Origin of the sequence: Halomonas sp. H2, from assembly GCF_050215315.1 — a bacterium.
In the GTDB taxonomy this organism is placed as follows: domain Bacteria; phylum Pseudomonadota; class Gammaproteobacteria; order Pseudomonadales; family Halomonadaceae; genus Vreelandella.
This window is the reverse complement of sequence record NZ_CP189760.1, coordinates 305,742-324,573: the sequence shown is the minus strand read 5'-3', so window position 1 is coordinate 324,573 and position 18,832 is coordinate 305,742. Positions and strand designations below refer to the sequence as shown.

At 57.5% G+C, this 18,832-nt stretch carries 17 protein-coding genes; 13 read left to right on the top strand and 4 right to left on the bottom strand.

The window, feature by feature from the left end:
- Positions 1–236 precede the first annotated feature (236 nt).
- Positions 237–1,436: a tyrosine--tRNA ligase gene (tyrS, locus tag ACQE2I_RS01575; protein WP_427029745.1), complete on the bottom strand. Its 1,200-nt coding sequence runs from the start codon at positions 1,434–1,436 to the stop codon at positions 237–239.
- Positions 1,437–1,587: 151 nt separating this feature from the next.
- On the opposite strand from tyrS, the gene ACQE2I_RS01570 reads away from it, so the two are divergent.
- Positions 1,588–2,727 carry an anhydro-N-acetylmuramic acid kinase gene (locus ACQE2I_RS01570; protein ID WP_427029743.1) on the top strand — a complete coding sequence of 380 codons (1,140 nt, stop codon included), beginning with the start codon at positions 1,588–1,590 and terminating at the stop codon, positions 2,725–2,727.
- A gap of 38 nt (positions 2,728–2,765) precedes the next feature.
- Here ACQE2I_RS01570 and ACQE2I_RS01565 read toward each other — a convergent pair whose 3' ends face one another.
- A complete protein-coding gene (locus ACQE2I_RS01565) occupies positions 2,766–3,809 on the bottom strand; it encodes a type IV pilus twitching motility protein PilT (protein ID WP_427029742.1) in 1,044 nt (347 codons plus the stop codon).
- Positions 3,810–3,841: 32 nt separating this feature from the next.
- On the opposite strand from ACQE2I_RS01565, the gene ACQE2I_RS01560 reads away from it, so the two are divergent.
- The 6 genes from ACQE2I_RS01560 (at position 3,842) to ACQE2I_RS01535 (ending at position 8,468) form a co-directional block, all read left to right on the top strand.
- Complete coding sequence (locus ACQE2I_RS01560) at positions 3,842–4,558, top strand: YggS family pyridoxal phosphate-dependent enzyme (RefSeq protein ID WP_427029741.1); 717 nt, start codon at positions 3,842–3,844, stop codon at positions 4,556–4,558.
- A gap of 54 nt (positions 4,559–4,612) precedes the next feature.
- Positions 4,613–5,437 carry a pyrroline-5-carboxylate reductase gene (gene proC / locus ACQE2I_RS01555; protein ID WP_427029740.1) on the top strand — a complete coding sequence of 275 codons (825 nt, stop codon included), beginning with the start codon at positions 4,613–4,615 and terminating at the stop codon, positions 5,435–5,437.
- 56 nt (positions 5,438–5,493) lie between these two features.
- On the top strand, positions 5,494–6,087 hold the full coding sequence (locus ACQE2I_RS01550) for a YggT family protein (RefSeq protein WP_427029739.1): 594 nt from the start codon (positions 5,494–5,496) through the stop codon (positions 6,085–6,087).
- An 86-nt stretch (positions 6,088–6,173) separates the two neighbouring features.
- Positions 6,174–7,400: a homoserine O-succinyltransferase MetX gene (gene metX / locus ACQE2I_RS01545; RefSeq protein WP_427029738.1), complete on the top strand. Its 1,227-nt coding sequence runs from the start codon at positions 6,174–6,176 to the stop codon at positions 7,398–7,400.
- Positions 7,400–7,993 (top strand): methionine biosynthesis protein MetW, encoded by a 594-nt coding sequence (metW, locus tag ACQE2I_RS01540; RefSeq protein WP_008958817.1) that lies wholly within the window; start codon positions 7,400–7,402, stop codon positions 7,991–7,993. The genes metX and metW overlap by 1 nt, the downstream gene beginning before the upstream one ends.
- Before the next feature lie 28 nt (positions 7,994–8,021).
- Positions 8,022–8,468: a DUF4426 domain-containing protein gene (locus ACQE2I_RS01535; RefSeq protein WP_427029737.1), complete on the top strand. Its 447-nt coding sequence runs from the start codon at positions 8,022–8,024 to the stop codon at positions 8,466–8,468.
- Here the strand turns inward: ACQE2I_RS01535 and sfsA are convergent.
- Positions 8,465–9,217 carry a DNA/RNA nuclease SfsA gene (gene sfsA / locus ACQE2I_RS01530; protein ID WP_427029736.1) on the bottom strand — a complete coding sequence of 251 codons (753 nt, stop codon included), beginning with the start codon at positions 9,215–9,217 and terminating at the stop codon, positions 8,465–8,467. The two genes, ACQE2I_RS01535 and sfsA, sit on opposite strands and share 4 nt — an antisense overlap.
- Positions 9,217–10,377 carry an aminotransferase class I/II-fold pyridoxal phosphate-dependent enzyme gene (locus tag ACQE2I_RS01525; protein WP_427029735.1) on the bottom strand — a complete coding sequence of 387 codons (1,161 nt, stop codon included), beginning with the start codon at positions 10,375–10,377 and terminating at the stop codon, positions 9,217–9,219. The genes sfsA and ACQE2I_RS01525 overlap by 1 nt, the downstream gene beginning before the upstream one ends.
- A 218-nt stretch (positions 10,378–10,595) precedes the next feature.
- On the opposite strand from ACQE2I_RS01525, the gene dksA reads away from it, so the two are divergent.
- The 6 genes from dksA to pcnB all read left to right on the top strand — a co-directional run bounded on the left by dksA (position 10,596) and on the right by pcnB (position 18,828).
- Entirely contained in the window at positions 10,596–11,033 is a 438-nt protein-coding gene (gene dksA / locus ACQE2I_RS01520; protein WP_007111809.1) for an RNA polymerase-binding protein DksA, read from the top strand.
- A 113-nt stretch (positions 11,034–11,146) separates the two neighbouring features.
- Entirely contained in the window at positions 11,147–12,058 is a 912-nt protein-coding gene (gene gluQRS, locus ACQE2I_RS01515; protein ID WP_427029734.1) for a tRNA glutamyl-Q(34) synthetase GluQRS, read from the top strand.
- Position 12,059: 1 nt separating this feature from the next.
- Positions 12,060–12,236: a hypothetical protein gene (locus tag ACQE2I_RS01510; RefSeq protein ID WP_427029733.1), complete on the top strand. Its 177-nt coding sequence runs from the start codon at positions 12,060–12,062 to the stop codon at positions 12,234–12,236.
- Position 12,237: 1 nt separating this feature from the next.
- The gene (locus ACQE2I_RS01505; protein ID WP_427031368.1) at positions 12,238–15,186 is read left to right on the top strand and encodes an ATP-binding protein; all 2,949 of its coding nucleotides are present in this window, start codon (positions 12,238–12,240) and stop codon (positions 15,184–15,186) included.
- A complete protein-coding gene (locus ACQE2I_RS01500) occupies positions 15,164–16,552 on the top strand; it encodes a sigma-54-dependent transcriptional regulator (RefSeq protein WP_427029732.1) in 1,389 nt (462 codons plus the stop codon). Before ACQE2I_RS01505 ends, ACQE2I_RS01500 begins: the two co-directional genes overlap by 23 nt.
- Positions 16,553–17,439: 887 nt before the next feature.
- A complete protein-coding gene (gene pcnB, locus ACQE2I_RS01495; protein WP_427029731.1) occupies positions 17,440–18,828 on the top strand; it encodes a polynucleotide adenylyltransferase PcnB in 1,389 nt (462 codons plus the stop codon).
- Positions 18,829–18,832 lie beyond the last annotated feature (4 nt).

The window sequence follows — 18,832 nt, the reverse complement described above, 5'->3', positions numbered from 1 at the left end:
CCGTTGACTTGGCTTGCCTCAGCGAGGAAGGCGTATTCTACGCAGTTCCTGGTGGTTGTCAACCGCTGCTTTAGCGACGGAAGCGAGCGATAGAACCTGCGCTAACTTCCTGACAAACCGAAGCTTTTACACTTCATTCACCGCTGGTAACGCTTGGCGTCCCCGGCAGCGGATGCGTACTTTACGGTTTCGCTGACGGATTGGCAAGGCCTACATTGAAAATAAGCACAAAAAGTTCAAACAAGCGTCACGCGAGCGTAACGTTTCTTGCCCGCCTGAATCACATAGCGCTTACCTGTCGCCAGCATAGTGTCTTTGGCAACGACGTCGCCGTCGACTTTAACCCGGCCATTACCCAGCATGTCTTTAGCTTGAGCGCTGTTGTTTGCAAGTCCTGCCCTATTTAGCACTGCCGCAATGGGGGCTTGCTCGCCGCCTTCGAAATCGACCGTGACTTCCGGCAGATCTTCTGGGAGTTCGCCATCAGCCAGCTGGTTACCCGCAGACTTGTGTGCATTGGCTGCTGCTTCGTCGCCGTGGTAACGAGCAATCAGCTCCCGCGCCAGCTCCATCTTTATATCCCGCGGGTTCGCGCCTTGCTCAACGCTCTGCTTAAGCGCGTCGATCTGTTGATTGGATTTCAAAGAGAGCAGATCAAAGTAGCGCCACATTAGGCTATCGGGCATGGAGACCAGTTTATTGAACATGGAACCCGGTGCCTCATCGACACCAATATAATTACCCAGCGACTTCGACATTTTCTGCACGCCGTCTAACCCTTCCAGCAGCGGCATGGTGATGACTACCTGGGGCTCCTGACCGAAGTGCTTTTGAATCTCACGCCCCATCAGCAAATTGAACTTCTGGTCGGTACCGCCCAGCTCAACGTCTGCCTCAAGCGCTACCGAGTCATAGCCCTGTACTAGCGGGTAGAGAAATTCGTGGATAGCAATGGATTGATTGGCTTTATAGCGCTTCTCAAAGTCGTCCCGTTCCAGCATGCGTGCAACGGTACTTTGCGCTGCCAGCTCAATCATTTTGGCGGCGGTGAGCTCGCTAAACCATTCGGCGTTAAAGCGCACCTCAGTTTTTTCAGGATCAAGGATTTTAAACACCTGCTCCTTATAGGTTTCGGCGTTGGCTTTAACGTCCTCTTCAGTGAGCGGCTTGCGCGTCACGTTTTTGCCGGTGGGGTCGCCAATACGACCGGTAAAGTCACCGATCAGAAAGATAACCGTATGCCCCAAGTCCTGAAACTGGCGCATTTTGGTTAGCAACACGCTATGCCCCAAGTGCAGGTCGGGGGCCGTGGGATCAAAACCCGCTTTAATACGCAGCTTGCGACCTGAAGCCAGCTTGTTTTTTAACTCATCCTCTACCAGGATTTCATGCGTACCCCGCGACAGCAGCGCTAAAGCCTGATCCACCTCACTCATTGCCTCTCTCCACTATAAAGAACCGCCCTTTACCGGGCTCAGGTGATAAATAGCCGACGATGTTACCATGCTCGTTCGCCCTGGTTGAGCCTTGGTTTGGCCTTGTTTTAGCCCTGGTTGGATATTGGCCACGCTTTGCACGAGTTTGCTTATGAAATCACCTACCGCTTTGCCGCTTTACTATGTTGGCCTGATGTCCGGCACTAGCCTGGACGGTATAGATGCGGCACTTATCGCCATCGAAAAAGATTCGCCACCGCGCCTGTTGGCCACCCATGCCGAACCGATGCCAGATGAGCTACATCACCAATTGTTCACACTGTGTCATGCAGAGCAGGTGAGTTTCGCCCAGCTCGCAGCAGCCGAGCACGCGTTCTGCCAATGCCAAGCCCAAGCCGTACAACGCTTATTAGCGCCTCTTTCAGTGGGTGTAGAACAGATCAGTGCCATCGGCAGTCACGGCCAAACCATCGAACACGCCCCTGCAGGCCACGAAGGCGGCCCGGCCTATACGCTTCAGTTGGATAATCCAAGCCTATTGGCAGAGCTCACCGGCTGCACAGTAGTGGCCGACTTTCGCCGCCGCGACCTAGCCGCCGGCGGCCAGGCCGCACCGCTGGCACCGGCGTTTCATCAGGCGCTATTTGGTCGAGTAGACACGCATCAGCTGGTGCTTAACCTGGGTGGCTTTGCCAACCTGACTTGGCTTTCGAGCCAGCCGTGCGACCCTGTCATCGGCTTTGATACCGGGCCGGCGAATGTTTTATTGGATAGTTGGTTTGCCTTACATCAGGGTGGCCGTTTTGACCAGGACGGCGATTGGGCCGCTAGCGGAAAGGTAGATGAAGCGCTGTTAGCTCGGCTGTTATCAGAACCGTTTTTCCAGCAGCCGCCGCCGAGAAGTACGGGGCGTGAGCTTTTCCACCTGGCTTGGCTCCGCCAACATCTCAGCGGCCAGGAATCCGCCGCCGATGTTCAGGCGACGTTGGCCGAACTCACTGCCGTCAGTGTTGCTCAAGGCATTGAGCAACTGCAGATCAGTGACGGTTCACTAACGCTAATCACCGCTGGTGGCGGCGCTCACAACGGCTACTTAATGCAGCGCCTTGCCTATCATCTCCCGCGCGCAACGCTCACTTCGCCAGCCGAGTACGGCTGGCCTGAAGATTGGATTGAAGCGGGAGCTTTTGCCTGGCTGGCTCACCAACGCCTGCACCACCTACCCGGCAACCTGCCCTCGGTTACCGGCGCACAAGGGCCGCGGGTACTAGGTGGTATTTATGCTTGCTAAACTATGAGCTTGAACTGGCGACTGGCATTGAGCCGTCGCTACTCACCTTTTAATGCCAGCGTTCCCTTCGCACTCATTTGCGCCTCGTCTAAACTCACCGTGCCCTCTTTTACTAACCGAGACAGCGCAGCGTCCAGCGTTTGCATGCCCAAGCTACCGCCGGCTTGAATGGCCGAGTACATCTGCGCCACCTTGTCTTCACGTATCAAGTTACGCACTGCCGAGGTGGCAATCAGCACTTCGTGGGCCGCCACCCGGCCGCCGCCCTCACGCTTAAGCAGCGTCTGCGACACCACCGCCTGAAGCGATTCCGACAGCATGGAACGCACCATGGCTTTCTCTTCGCCGGGGAAAACATCGATAATCCGGTCGATTGTTTTGGCTGCAGACGTCGTGTGCAGCGTTCCCAGTACCAGGTGACCGGTTTCAGCTGCGGTCAGCGCTAGCCGAATGGTCTCTAAATCTCGCAGCTCGCCCACCAGAATCACATCCGGGTCTTCGCGCAGCGCGCTACGCAACGCGTCGGCAAAGCTATGGGTGTCGCGGTGAACTTCGCGCTGGTTAATCAAGCAGCGCTTGCTGGTGTGGACAAACTCGACGGGATCCTCGATGGTCAGAATGTGCTCGTAGCGATGGTCGTTAATGTAGTCGATCATCGCCGCAAGCGTGGTGCTCTTGCCCGACCCGGTCGGCCCGGTCACCAGCACTAAGCCCCGCGGCAACATCGCCAAGCGCTCGAACACTTCATCCAGCCCGAGGTTTTGCATGGAGAGCACTTGGTTGGGAATGGTGCGAAACACCGCCCCCGCCCCGCGCGCTTGAGTAAAGGCGTTAACGCGAAAGCGTGCGACCCCCGGCACTTCAAAGGAAAAATCAATTTCCAGGTGCTCTTCGTAGTCGCGCCGCTGACGATCATTCATGATGGCGTAGATCAATTTGCGCACATCGTTATTATCGATAGCGGGCACATTGAGCCGACGAATGTCGCCATCAACACGTATCATGGGCGGCAAACCGGCCGAAAGGTGCAAGTCAGAGGCATTCTGCTTTGCCGAGAATGCTAGCAGTTCGGTAATATCCATCTCTCTTCCCAGCTGCGGTAAGGTGCTTGAGTATGACAGACATCGCGCTTAACGAGTCACTCGGCTATTCATACGCTCAGGCGCGTGAGCGCCTGCGTAATGCATTAGAAAACGCAGGGCGCACCCAGAATGCAGCCAAGCTACTGGCGGTCAGCAAAACCAAGCCTGCGGCGATGATTCGTCAGGCTTGGCAGCTGGGCCAGCGTGAGTTCGGTGAAAACTATCTTCAAGAAGCGTTGGAGAAGCAGACTGAGCTCGCCGATCTTGACGGCATTGTGTGGCATTTCATTGGGCCACTGCAGTCCAACAAAACCCGTTCTGTGGCCGAGCACTTTGATTGGGTGCACAGCGTCGACCGGCTAAAAATAGCCAAGCGCCTTAGCGAACAGCGCCCAACGCACCTTGCGCCACTCAATATCTGCCTGCAGGTTAATATCAGTCGCGAAGAGAGCAAAGCGGGTGTGCTGCCCGAGGCGTTAGAGGAATTGGCCAGAGAAGTCGCCACGCTGCCTAACCTGCACCTGCGCGGCTTAATGGCAATACCCGCTCCGGCGGAAGGCGTAGATGCTCAGCGCCAGCCCTTGGCAGCGCTGCGTGAGGCGTTAACCTCCCTACAAAGCAGCTTGCCGGACGCCCCCCTTGATACACTTTCAATGGGCATGAGCGACGATTTAGAAGCGGCGATACTGGAAGGCGCCACGCTGGTAAGGTTAGGCACCGCGATTTTCGGCGCTCGCCAATCGGCTTAGGCGGGCAGTAGCCTACCTTTTCACTGAACATACTTTTACTTAAGGACACCTGGTATGGCGAATAAGATTACCTTCATTGGGGCTGGCAATATGGCCAGCGCCATCATCGGCGGCCTGATCGACAGCGGCGTCGCGCCTTCTACTATTACCGCCACCGCGCCGAATGACCGCGAACTGGCAGCGATTAAACAACGCTTAGGCATCAATACCCACACCGACAACAATGCGGCGGTGGCTGAAGCCGATGTGGTGGTACTCGCGGTGAAGCCGCAAATCATGCGCAACGTATGCGAAGCGCTGCGCGACAGCGTTCAGCGCCAGCAGCCGTTGGTTATCTCGATTGCTGCCGGCCTGGATGCCGACACTATCGACCAGTGGCTAGGCGGCCAAAATGCCATGGTACGCTGCATGCCCAATACGCCCTCGCTGGTCGGCATTGGCGCCAGCGGTCTCTACGCCAACGCTAAGGTCAGCAATGCCCAGCGCGATGAGGCCACCCAGCTAATGGAAGCTGTCGGCATTGTCGAGTGGGTGGAAGAAGAAGCCCTGTTAGACGCAGTGACCGCTGTTTCCGGCAGTGCCCCGGCCTACTTCTTTTTGATGTTCGAAGCCATGGAGGAAGCCGCGGTTAAACTCGGTTTGCCTGCCGCCACCGCGCGCCGCCTCGCTATTCAAACCGCGCTAGGTGCCGCCACCATGGCACAACAAAGTGATAAAGACCCGGCCACGCTAAAACAGAACGTCATGTCACCTGGTGGCACCACAGAACGTGCCATTCACCACATGGAAGAGGCACAGTTGCGCACCACGATTGCCGACGCCATGCAGGCCTGCGCCGATCGTGCCCAGGCCATGGCTAAGGAACTGAGCGGCAGCTAATACAGCTATTCGGCTAGCGCAGCCGTTGAGCTACGGATCATCAAGGAGTCTCTATAATGGGCAATGAATTGGGCAGTGCAGGGTTAATGCTGGTAAATACCCTGATCAATATTTACCTTTTTTTACTGATGCTGCGCTTTCTGCTGCAAGCGTCGCGGGCGGATTACTACAATCCGTTAAGCCAATCGGTGGTCAAAATCACCCAGCCGGTAGTAGGCCTGTTTCAAGGCTTTTTAGGCCCCGTGGCGGGCCGCTTCGACCTTGCCACGTTAGCGGCAGGCTTTGCATTAAAAGTGGTCAGTATCAGCGCCATCTTTATGGTCATTGGCATTGGCATGCCGCCCATTCCCGGGCTGCTCATCGCGGGTGTGGCGGCCTTGGCAAATGCGATTTTAAAAATCTACTTCTTTGCCATGATTGTGATGATCATCCTCAGCTGGGTAGCCCCTAACGCCAGCCATCCAGGTGCTCTTCTCGTCATGCAACTGGTGGAGCCGATTATGGCCCCGGTGCGCAAAGTGATTCCTGCGCTGGGCATGATCGACCTATCGCCCATCGTGGTGTTTATCGCCATTAACCTGATCGATGGCTTGGTGGTCGGCTCAATGATCCGCGCGGCGGGCATTTCCGGCGCGCTGGTCGGGCTGTGATGGCGGCTGACTGCCCGCTGTTTATTTAATGGATCTATACAGACTGATTCATTTAGTTGCACTTTTTAGCAGGACTAGCGCCTTCAATGCCTGATTCAGATACGTTTGCGTTTGCAGACCGGCCGGCGGGCTCCGTCGGCCTGGTTACCCCGCACGTAGCACGCTTCGACACGTCGCTCGCCCTTGCCTGCGGCAAAGTACTGCCTGCTTACGAGCTGATTTACGAAACCTACGGCACGCTGAACGCTGACCACAGCAACGCAGTGCTGATTTGTCATGCGCTTTCTGGTCATCACCACGCGGCGGGCTATCACAGCGAAGAAGACCGCAAGCCCGGCTGGTGGGACGCCCATATCGGCCCCGGCAAAGCGATCGACACCAACCGCTTTTTTGTGGTTTCGCTGAATAACCTGGGTGGCTGTCACGGCAGCACCGGGCCGGTCAGCCACAATCCCGACACTGGCCGCCAGTGGGGGCCAGAATTCCCCATGGTGACGGTAAGCGACTGGGTGGCCAGCCAAGCGCGGCTAGCCGACCACCTGGGGATTGAGCGCTGGGCGGCGGCAGTGGGCGGCAGTCTGGGCGGCATGCAGGTAATGCAGTGGACGATGACCTACCCGGAGCGGGTCGCCAACGCAGTAGTGATTGCCGCCACGCCCCGGCTCTCTGCGCAAAATATCGCCTTTAACGAAGTGGCCCGCCAGGCGATTCGCTCTGATTCGGAGTTCTTCGATGGCTGGTACGCTGAACACGATACCGTGCCCAAGCGCGGACTAAAGCTAGCGCGCATGGTAGGGCATATCACCTACTTGTCAGAAGACGCCATGGGTAGCAAATTTGGCCGCGACCTGCGTAGCGACGATCTCAACTTCGGTTTCGACGTCGAATTCCAGGTGGAGTCCTACCTGCGCTATCAGGGCGATACGTTTTCCACCGCCTTTGATGCCAATACCTACCTGCTGATGACCAAGGCGCTGGATTACTTTGACCCTTCCGCCACTCAAGGGGGCGACTTAGCCAACGCCCTGGCCCCAGCGCAGTGCCCGTTTTTGATTGTCAGCTTTACCACCGACTGGCGCTTCCCGCCCTCGCGTTCCCGCGAGCTGGTCGATGCGCTCACCCGCGCTGGTAAAGCGGTTAGCTATGCCAATATCGACTCACCCCATGGGCACGATGCTTTCTTACTCTCTGAGCCGCGCTACGACGCTATCTTCAGTGCCTTTATGAACCGCACGGCCCGGGAGCTGAATCTCGCAGAGCTGGGCAAAGATAAGCTGAGCAAAGATGAGCCGGGCCCGGAGGAGACGCCATGATGCGCGCCGATCTTGAACTGATTTACGACTGGGTGCCCAAAGGCGCGCACGTACTCGACCTCGCCTGCGGCGACGGCGAGCTGCTGGAGACCCTGGCGCGCAATAAAGGCGTGACCGGTTATGGCTTGGAAATTGACCACGACGGCATTAATGCCTGTGTGGCCCGTGGCGTCAGCGTGATTGAGCACAACCTGGACGACGGTTTAAGCAGCTTCTGCGACAACAGCTACGATCAGGTGATCATGACCCAAGCCCTGCAGGCGCTGCGCCGTCCGGACAAAATGCTCGATGAGATGCTGCGCGTTGCCGAAGAGGGCATTATCACCTTCCCCAACTTCGCCTACTGGCGCCACCGTGTGCATTTGGGTTTGCGCGGCTATATGCCAGTCTCCAAATCGCTGCCCCACGCCTGGTACGACACGCCCAACATTCACCTCTCCACTTTTAACGACTTTGAGCACCTGTGCCGTGAAAAGGGCTTGATGATTGTTGATCGCGCGGTGGGCGTGGGGGATCATCAAGGTCACTGGAAATCGCGGCTATGGCCCAATCTATTTGGTGAAATTGCCATTTTCCGCGTTCGCCGACGCTAAGCTTTATGCTAATCAAGGAGGTACGACCATGCTACGCCGCTTAATGATGAGTGCCGCCCTTGTCGGCACGCTTTTCGCCACCGCTGCCTACGCGGAGCAGTTCGCCCAGGTTGGCGATTACGAGATTCACTACAGCGCGGTGAACAGCAGCTTTTTAACCCCGGAGGTGGCTCAAGCGAACAATATTCAGCGCAGCGCTAACCGCGGCTTGGTCAATGTGAGCGTTCGCGAGCGCCAGGACGATGGCAGCACCCGTCCGGTTAACGCCAGCGTGCAGGGCCACGTTAGCGGCTTAACCGGCGTTCAGGAGTCGCTCAGCTTTCGCACCGTGCATGACGGCGATGCCACTTACCACTTAGCGCCTTTTACCATACGCGAAGATGAGGGTATGCGCTTTGAGCTAAGCGTGCGCTACGACCGCAACGCGGCCCCCGAACCGGTAAACTTTATTCAGCGCTTTTATATTGATCGCTAAGCCCTATCTTTTATAAAGCTCGCGTGCCGCACCGGCAGGCTGCGCGTTAACCCCACTCCAATGGGGCGCCCCTGCTCTCGCTTTACTGTCATGCCATAGGCCAGCACTTCCACCCCGCTGGCCGCAGCTTCCCCCAGAGCCGCTGCGTACGTCGCGTCAATATGCGCAGCGGCGGCTACATCTGCAATCCCCTCGTGAGCGACACAAAACAGCAGCACCGCCCGCTCGCCCTGCTCCGCCAGTGCCTGAAGTGAACGCAGATGCTTGGTCCCGCGCATGCTGACCGAATCCGGAAAGTAGCCGTGGCCATCCAGCTCTTTGAGGGTGACCTGCTTTACTTCGATATACGCCCGGCCCCGCTCAGGGTCATCCAGCCTAAAATCGAGCCGGGCATCGGCTACTTTTACCTCTCGGCGCAGCGTGGCATAGCCTGCTAACGGCGCTAATGCACCCGCCTTCAGCGCCGCTTCCACAATGCGGTTAGCGCGGCCGGTATGCACCGAGGCGAGCGCCACCTGCCCACCGGCTTGCGGCAGCTCGATAAACTCCCAGGTCCAGGCGAGCTTGCGCTTAGGGTTATCGCTGGGTGATAGCCACACTCGACAGCCCGGCACGTTCACTGCTTTCATCGAGCCGGTATTGGGGCAGTGAGCGACCACCTCGCGTCCATCGTCTAAAAGAATATCGGCTAGAAAGCGTTTGTAGCGTTTGAGTAGCGTACCCGGCACAAGCGCTGGATAGCCCAGCATCACAACCTGCTCACAAAACGTGCCATGCGCGCCACCGCCTCTTCTAGGCGCGCCACGTCATTGGTAAAGGCTATGCGTACATGGTGCTTGCCCCCGCGCACGGCAAAATCAATGCCGGGGGTAATTGCCACATTCTCTTCCTGCAGCAACCGCTCGCAGAACACTTGGCTATCACGACTATAGCGGGAGATATCCAACCATAAATAGAATGCCCCCTGGGGCGGCAGATCTGGCGCCAGCCCTAAACCTGCGAGGCCCTCAAGCAGCACCTGACGACGCTCTTTCAGCGTTGCGCGGCGCTGTTCGAGGATGCCCCGGCACTCAGGCGTGAAAGCGGCCAATGCCGCATGCTGTGAAGGCGTCGGCGCGGCCAGAAACATATTCTGCGCCAGCCGCGTTAACGGCTCCACCGCATGCTCAGGCGCCACCAGCCAGCCCAAGCGCCAGCCGGTCATGCCGAAATACTTTGAGAAGCTATTGACCACAAAGGCGCTGGCCGAAAGCGAGGTCGCCGACAACGGCGCATCGTCGTAGTTAAGACCCTGATAGATCTCATCGACGATCACCTCGCCTTCACGCTCGGCGATGGCGGCTAGCACGGCGGAGAGCTGACCAGCGCTCAACGTGTGGCCGGTGGGATTGGAAGGCGACGCCAGCATTGCAAGGCTGGTATTTTCACGCCAATGCTGCGCGACCAATCCAGCGTCCAACTGCCAGCCGCTCTCACGCCCTACGGATACCGCATCAATCTCAGCACCCGCCAGGGCCATAAAGTGGCGATTGCAGGGGTAGTTCGGGTCTGCCATCAGCACCCGTGAGCCGCTTTCGACGAGTAGCTGACTGGCCAGCAGCAGTGCCCCGGAAGCACCTGGCGTTACCAGTATGCGCGCCGGATCCAGCGTGGCGCTAAAGTGCTCAGCGTAGTGCCCGGCAATGGCCTCACGTAGCGCGGGCAGCCCTGCCGCTGGCGTGTAGCGGGTATGACCATCGACCAGTGCCTGCTGCCCGGCCGCAACAATCGGTTCTGGGGTCGCAAAATCCGGCTCACCCACCTCCAGATGAATCACATCATGGCCAGCGGCTTCCCGCGCCTGGGCCATTTCCAGCAAGTGCATGACCCGAAAAGGGGCAACGCGATCGACGCGCGAATTCCAGGCCATAACGGCTCCTTCACTTATTCAGTATGAAAACGTGGCCATTGTTAAAAGCTAACTAAAGCATGATACTAGCTTTTTAAGACGCCAAACCAGAGTAGAGAAAACACCATTATGCTTGCAACTCAGCCATTTTTCAGCTAAACAAGCATCCCTTTGGCGTGAGATCGTGGCATACGCTCATGATCAATCAGTAGTCACACTTGCTTGTAAGGGGCACTCCCATGCCAGTAGCAGAAAAGAAACCGGAAGCGTCCAAGTCCTTCACCCCGTATGAGCCAGCGCCGGGTGAAGAGTATATGAACGAGCAGCAGCTAGCGCACTTTCGACAGCTGCTGCTGGATTGGAAACAGGATCTCATGGAAGAGGTGGATCGCACCGTGCGCCACCTGCAGGAAGATGCGAACAACTACGCCGACCCCGCCGACCGCGCTACCCAGGAAGAGGGCTTTAGCCTGGAACTGCGCACCCGGGATCGCGAGCGTAAACTGCTCAAGAAAATCAACGAGACGCTGGATAACATCGATGATGACGATTACGGCTTCTGCGAAGCCTGCGGCGTTGAAATTGGCATACGGCGTTTAGAAGCTCGCCCTACCGCTACCCTCTGCGTGGATTGCAAAACCCTAGCAGAACTCAAGGAGAAGCAGCTCGGCGGCTGAGCGCTAAAACAACGTTCTACTTGAACGCGGGCACCTTAGGGTGCCCGTTTTTGTGAATGGCTTTTATGTGAATATTATTTTGTGAATAACCAGGCGCTTTCAAAAACAACGCTATGAATGAACCTGCTCGCTACCGTGGCCGCTTTGCCCCTACGCCCTCAGGCCCGCTGCACTTTGGCTCGCTAGTCGCCGCCTTAGGCAGCTACTTAGATGCCCGCGCGGCCGATGGGCAGTGGCTGGTACGTATTGAAGATATCGACCCACCCCGCTGCCCTGAAGGGGCGGCGAGTACTATCCTGCGCCAACTGGAAACCTTTGGCCTGGAGTGGGAGGAAGCGGTGCTGTGGCAGCACACCCGCAATGATGCGTACCAACACGCCTTAGACCGGCTGATTCAGCTAGACCTTGCTTACCCCTGCAGCTGTTCGCGCAAGCAGTGGCAGGCGTTTGACATCTACCCTGGCTGGTGCCGCGATGGCGTTTGCGCCCCCAGTAAGCCAGTGGCCTGGCGGCTTCGCAGCAACCACGGCGAGCGCCCTATTCGCTGGCAAGACCGACTATTCGGCGAGCAGCAGCTTGACCCCGCTGAACTAGGCGATGTGGTGTTAAAACGCAAAGATGGCCTGTGGGCGTACCAGCTCGCGGTGGTGGTAGACGACGCCGAACAGCAGATTAGCGATGTCGTGCGTGGGCTTGATCTACTCGATAACACCCCTTGGCAGCGCCAATTGCAGGGCGCACTTCAGCTCGCGCAACCGCGCTACCTACACTTGCCGCTCATCGTCACCAATGAAGGCCAGAAGCTGTCGAAGCAGAACCTCGCTCCCGCCCTGGCTGAAAATGACCACGGTGTACGCCAGCAGCTCTTTCAGGCACTGCAAGCGCTAGATCAAGCACCGCCCCAAGACCTTTCAGCGGAGCCACCGTCGACTCAGCTACACTGGGCGGTAGCCAACTGGTCATTGGCACGACTAAGGCCAGCACCACACCGTTTAACTCCCCTCTTACATCCATCAGGAGATTGATATGTACGTCTATCGCATCATGCTGTTTTTGGTGTTTGGCGGTTACCTGCTCTCTCCGCTGCTGATGAATGGCTGGAGTGACCCTTCGGCTGCCTGGTATCGGCCGTTTGCGATTTGGGGTGGCTTAATTGCACTGACCCTCTGGCTGGAGCAGAAGAGGAAGCTTGATGAACGTTGAGATGCACGTTGAGATAGTCGGTGTCCTACTGCTTGGGCTAGGCTACCTGGCGCTGCTATTTGGCTGCGGTTTTGCGGTAGAGCGTGGTTGGGTGCCAGTACGCATTACCCGCCACCCGATTGTTTACACCCTTGCCCTGGGGGTTTATGCCAGTGCCTGGGCGATTTATGGCAGCGTAGAAATGGCCGCCCATGCAGGGTTTGGCTACCTTGCCTACTACCTGGGCGCAGCGGGGGCATTCTTGCTCGCCCCGGTGCTGTTGGTGCCGATCCAGCGCATTACCCGCACCTATCAACTAACCTCCCTGGCGGATCTGTTTGCCTTTCGCTTTCGCTCGCGGTGGGCGGGTACGCTGGTGACTATCGTCAGTCTGCTGGCGGTGCTGCCACTGCTTGGCATTCAAGTGCAAACCCTCAGCGAAGCTATCGATATCCTCACCGTTAGCCAAGCGGGGGGCAGCATTGCGCTGCTCTTTTGTACCATTATTGCCGCCTTTGCAGTGATTTTCGGCGCCCGCCACAGTCAGACTCACGGCGGTCACGACACCCTGCTCAGCGCCATTGCATTTGAATCCATCGTTAAGCTGCTGGCCATGTTGGGGCTCGGTGCGGTGGCGCTATGGATGGTTTTTGACGGCCCAGGCGATATGCAGCTGTGGCTGGAAGGCCCCGGTGCTATCCTCCAGCAGCAGACACCCAAACTTGACCCAGCCCAATGGCGCACCCTACTGCTATTGTTCTTCGCCGCAGCGTTTATGATGCCACACCTATTCCATATCAGCTTTGCCGAAAGCCTGTCGCGGCATACCCTGCTGCAAGCGAGCTGGGCGCTGCCGCTGTTTCTACTGTTAATGGCGCTGCCGGTGCCACTGATCTGGTGGGCCGCTCAGTCGGTTAATGCCGATATACCCATTGCCGCCTATGCCGCGTTCCTAATGACCGAGCACTGGTGGGTAGGGGCGCTGGCGTTTATCGGCGGGTTAGCCGCCGCCAGCGGCACCATGATTATGATTGCGTTGGCGCTTTCCGGCATGGTGCTCAACCATATTGTACTGGTCGCGAGCCCCCCCGAGGCACGCAGCGACCTCTACGGCTGGCTGTTGTGGCTACGCCGTGGTTTAGTCGTTGCGGTGATTATCGGCGGCTGGCTGTTTTACCAGTGGGTAGGGCGACACCACGGCTTAATCGGCCTAGGGTTAGCCGCTTTTGTCGGCATGGCCCAATGCCTGCCGGGTATGCTGGCGCTGCTCTATTGGCCCGGCGCTAACCGTAAAGGCATGATTGTTGGCTTGATCGCAGGCGTCTGCGTGTGGCTGTGGGGCCTATGGCTGCCGCTTATGTTCTCGCTCCCCGTACCGACACTCCCCTTTACACCGTTTACGCCCGCCAATGCGCCGGTTTGGTATAACGTCACGCTGCTGTCGTTGGCGATTAATATCCTGCTGCTGATCGTGATATCGCTGTTCACGCGAATTTCAGAAGGGGAGCAGTCCGCCGCGGAAGCGTGCTCGGTAGATGCGGTGATCCGCTCGAAGCGTTTTCCACTAGTGGCTGCCACGGCCAGCGATTTCTCTAGTCACCTAGCCCAAGCGCTGGGTGATGAAGCCGCACAGCGCGAACTCGCCCGGGCCTTAAAAGCGCTTAACTTAACGCCCCAAGAGCGGCGCCCCTACGCACTACGCCGCCTACGTGACCGCATTCAGGCGAACTTGTCCGGCTTGATGGGCCCTTCGGTAGCCCGCGATATCGTCGATCGCTACCTGCCCTACCGCCATGACGACGCGCCGGAAACCGACGATATTCACTTTGTTGAAAGCCGCCTGGAAGCCTACCGTTCGCGGTTAACGGGGCTCGCCCGGGAACTCGACGGCTTGCGCCGCCACCACCGCCAAACCCTGGCCTATTTGCCCGTGGGGCTGTGCGTGCTAGGCGATGACGATGAGTTGCTGATGTGGAATCAAGCGCTTTCGCAGCTCTCGGAGATTAGCGGTGAAAGCGTGATCGGCTCGCGCCGCGATAGCCTGCCAGCTCCCTGGCCCAGCCTACTGGGCAGCGTGTTAGACGCAACGCCAGGCCCGCTATACAAGCAAGCGGTGACGCTGCACGGCAAGGATTACTTTCTGACCCTGCACAAAGCTATTCTCAGCGGCCACGATAGCCGTGGCGGTAGCGTGATTTTGATTGAAGACCATACTGAGATGAAGTGGCTCGAAGATGAACTGGTGCATGCGGCGCGCCTCGCCTCCATCGGCCAGTTGGCCGCCGGGGTAGCCCATGAAATTGGCAACCCGATTACCGGCATCTCGTCGCTGGCGCAAAACCTGCGCTACGACACCAGCGACCCGGCGCTGCTAGAAACCGCCGACCAGATTCAGCAGCTCACCCAAAGGGTGACTAAAATCGTCAATTCATTGGTCGGCTTTGCCCATGGCGGGCGCCAAACGGTGCCGCTCCCCACCTCCCCCGTGGCGCTCGCATCGATTAGCGAAGATGCACTGCACTTGATCCACCTCGCCTGCTCGGGAGAGGATGTCACCTTAACCAATGAGACGCCCGACGACTTAGTGGTGCACGGCGACGCTCAACGGCTAACCCAAGTGATGGTCAACCTGCTAAGCAATGCTCGGGATGCCTGCGACCACGGCGGAGCGGTGCATATTAATGCCGGGCGCTATGAGCAACTTGCCTGGTGGCGGATAACCGATAACGGCCAAGGCATCGATCCACGGGTGCGCGATCGCTTATTTGAGCCTTTTACCACCACTAAGCCAGCAGGCGAGGGCACCGGCCTGGGCCTTTCACTGGCTTATCAGATTATCAATGAGCACCAGGGTAAAATAGACGTGGCCTCGCCACCGCCCGGACAGCCTCGCGGCACGGCCATTACGTTATGGCTGCCGCTCTACCAACAGGATGATCAGCCAGCCCATGCCCAGGATTCTGATTGTTGAAGATGAAGCGATTATCCGCAGCGCGTTAAAGCGCCTTCTGGAACGCCACAACTATACGGTCAGCGAAGCAGGCAGCGCTGAGGAGGCCTGCCAGCTTGAGCTCAAAGGCTTCGACCTCATCATCAGCGACCTGCGCCTGCCGGGCGAGCCGGGCACTACCCTGATCACCGCCGCGGCCCCGGTGCCTGTCTTGATCATGACCAGCTACGCCAGCATGCGTTCTGCGGTGGAATCGCTCAAACAGGGCGCCGTGGACTACGTTGCCAAGCCCTTCGACCACGCCGAACTGCTCGAAACCGTCGAGCGAATTCTGCATAAACAGTCGATGCAGCAGAGTCCGCCGCCGGATATCACCGATGCAGGCGGCAGTCGACAAACCATGATCGGCAACTGCGTTGCCATGCAACAGGTCTATACCCGTATTAGTAAAACCGCCCCCGCCGATGTCACCGTCCTGGTGCTTGGCGAGTCGGGCACCGGCAAGGAGCTGGTGGCACGCGCTATTCACCAGCAGAGCAAGCGTGCCAAGGCGCCACTGATCTGCGTCAACTGCGCGGCGATTCCTGAAACACTGATTGAGTCCGAACTGTTTGGCCATGAGAAAGGCGCTTTTACCGGCGCTAGCGCCGCGCGCACCGGGTTAGTCGAAGCCGCCGATGGCGGTACGCTGTTTTTGGATGAGATCGGCGAACTACCACTGGATGCCCAAGCACGGCTGTTACGTGTGCTCCAAGAGGGTGAAATCCGTAAAATTGGCTCGGTGGAAACCCGCCACGTTAACGTCCGGCTGATTGCGGCCACCCACCGCGACCTACGAGCGCTGTCAAAAACCGGCGAATTCCGTCTCGACCTTTACTACCGCCTGAATGTGATGCAAATCGAGCTGCCGCCGTTACGCGAGCGTGAGGAGGACGTACTTGAGATCGCCGACATTCTGCTCGACAAAGCATGTAAGCGCCATGAGCGGTCCGGCCTACGTTTATCACGTGCTGCCCGTCAGGACTTACGCGACTACCCCTGGCCAGGCAACGTGCGCGAGCTGGAGAATGCCCTTGAGCGTGGCGTCATTCTTGCAGAAGGGCATCTAATACACCCAGATGATTTAGGTTTAGCGCCCATTACCGCTCGCGCTCATGCACCATTAACGAACACTCCCGCAACCTCTGGCAGTGCGGATAATACCGCTGAAGAAAATGAAGACGATCTCTCGTTAGAGGATTACTTTCAGCACTTTGTGCTTGAGCACCAAGACCAAATGAGTGAAACCGAGCTGGCACAGAAACTTGGCATTAGCCGCAAAAACCTCTGGGAGCGGCGCCAACGGCTTGGCATACCGCGCAAAAAAACTGCCCGGCGCCCAGGTTAAGCGCCTGAGCACACCTAGCGCCCTGGACTCACCCGCGACCTCTACGACCATTGTCTAATATGCTGATTTAAATAAGAAATACCCCACTCTTCGCCACCCTGGCATTGTTACCTTCCCACACAAAGCTGCGCACAAAATGGTGCAGAAGGGGTAACACTTTTTGCGCTGCAAAGTTCCATTGCGCTCAAAAAAACGCCAACCTTCTGAAATTTATAATGTATTAAATAGGTGGCACAGCGCCTGCAGTATTACTGGGTAAGAAAAACAAACTGGGCATAGCGGTAGGTCACTAACAAAAACAATACGATCACACCCACACCTGAGCCACAACAAAAACAACAGGGCCAGGTAGAGACAACGGTACTAATAACAACAACAGGCTTAAGTCTCATTACTTGCTTGCGTAGGCAGCACAGGCGCAGCAAACAATAACAAAACCAGCAAGTGGCCCGATAAGGACGCGACGTACAACGTGGCTTGGCATCCTAACAACAATAGCTGTCAGTGTGTACACCCCGGCGCCAATAATAATTCCCCGGGGGGAGAAAAGTTCGCGGTTGGATTATTGTTTTGAATACGAGGCGGTCGGAACGATTGTGATCCTTACGCCTACCGACTGCGGTGCGTATTCAGGGCGATGTGCCATCATGAAGAAAAATAGCAGCAAGGACGCTGATTAATCGCTTAATAGGGGAGGCTCTTTTAGCCTCCCTTTTCCATGTCTGGCCCCCTGAGTTTACCCCCGCCTGCCTCAAGTGCTTTGCAACCTGCTCTTTGCAAGCCACAAAGGGTCGGCTACACTCAGCCACTGACTGTTTACGTTCAGTACTCGTTTAAAGTACTTACTAATGACTATTTTTTCGTACCCTGCGAGTTGAAATTATCGCATGTTTAAAGGATTTACCCGTTTCCTACACAGCCCGGGGGAGCAATTGAAAACCTTGCTTGATCCCCAAGAGAGCACCACCAGCGCCCTTACTCCGCGCAACATCCCTCGGTCCGAGCACCCTGTTTCTCGCCAGCAAATTAGCGATGCCGCTTTAAAAGTGCTCTATCGCCTGAGTGGGGCAGGTTTCGACGCCTATTTGGTCGGTGGCTGCATTCGTGATGCGCTGCTTGGCAAGATGCCCAAAGATTTCGATGTCGCCACCAATGCCACCCCCGAGCAGGTCCGCGATCTGTTTCGCAACTCGCGCCTGATCGGCCGTCGTTTTCGGATTGTCCATGTGCGCTTTGGCCGCGAGGTCATTGAGGTCACCACTTTCCGTGGCAAACCCCAAGACGAGCACGGCGATCACATTGCCCACCAGTCCGATGAAGGGTTACTGCTGCGCGACAATGTGTGGGGCAATATCGAAGAGGACGCGCTGCGCCGTGACTTCACCGTTAATGCGCTCTACTACAATATTGCCGACTTCAGCATCACTGATTTTGCTAATGGTGCCGACGACATTAAAACGCGCACTCTGCGCCTGATTGGCGACCCGGCGACGCGCTACCGCGAAGACCCGGTACGCATGCTGCGGGCGGTGCGCTTTGCGGCTAAGCTCGATTTCACGTTAGACCCCGCCACCGAAGCGCCAATGTACGATCAGGCGCCGCTGCTGCTGCAGATTCCTCCCGCGCGGCTATTTGATGAAGTGCTCAAGCTATTTATGTCGGGCCACGGGTTGGTGACGTTCCGCCTAATGAGTCATTACGGCCTGTTTGGCATGCTGTTCCCCGAAGCCGAAGAAGCCATGGCCGATGCGGCCTGGGTCGAAGAGCTGATTGAGCAGGCGCTCACTAATACCGACAAGCGCATTGCCGAAGAGCGTCCGGTCACGCCGGCATTCCTGCTGGCGGCGTTTTTATGGGCGCCGGTTAAACAACGCCAGGAAGAGCTGGAGCAAGAGGGCATGCCGCCCATTCCCGCCCTGCAAGCGGCGGCTCAGCAAGTGGTTTCTCGGCAGTTAGAGCATACGTCGATTCCCAAGCGTTTTGGCATCCCCATGCGAGAAATTTGGGAGCTTCAGCAGCGCCTGCCCCAGCGGCACGGTAAAAAAGCCTTCCAAACTCGTGAACATTCGCGTTTCCGGGCGGGCTATGACCTGCTACTGCTACGCGAGCAAGCGGGCGAGATAGCGAGTGGTTTAGGCGAGTGGTGGACAGCCTTTCAGCGCGGCGATGAGCACGAACAGCGCCGCTTACTGCAAAAAATTGGCGGCGATCCCGCCAGCCAGGGTAATCGTCGTCGCAAGAAGCGGCGTAAACCCTCCAGCCCAGCGTCAGAGTAGCGGG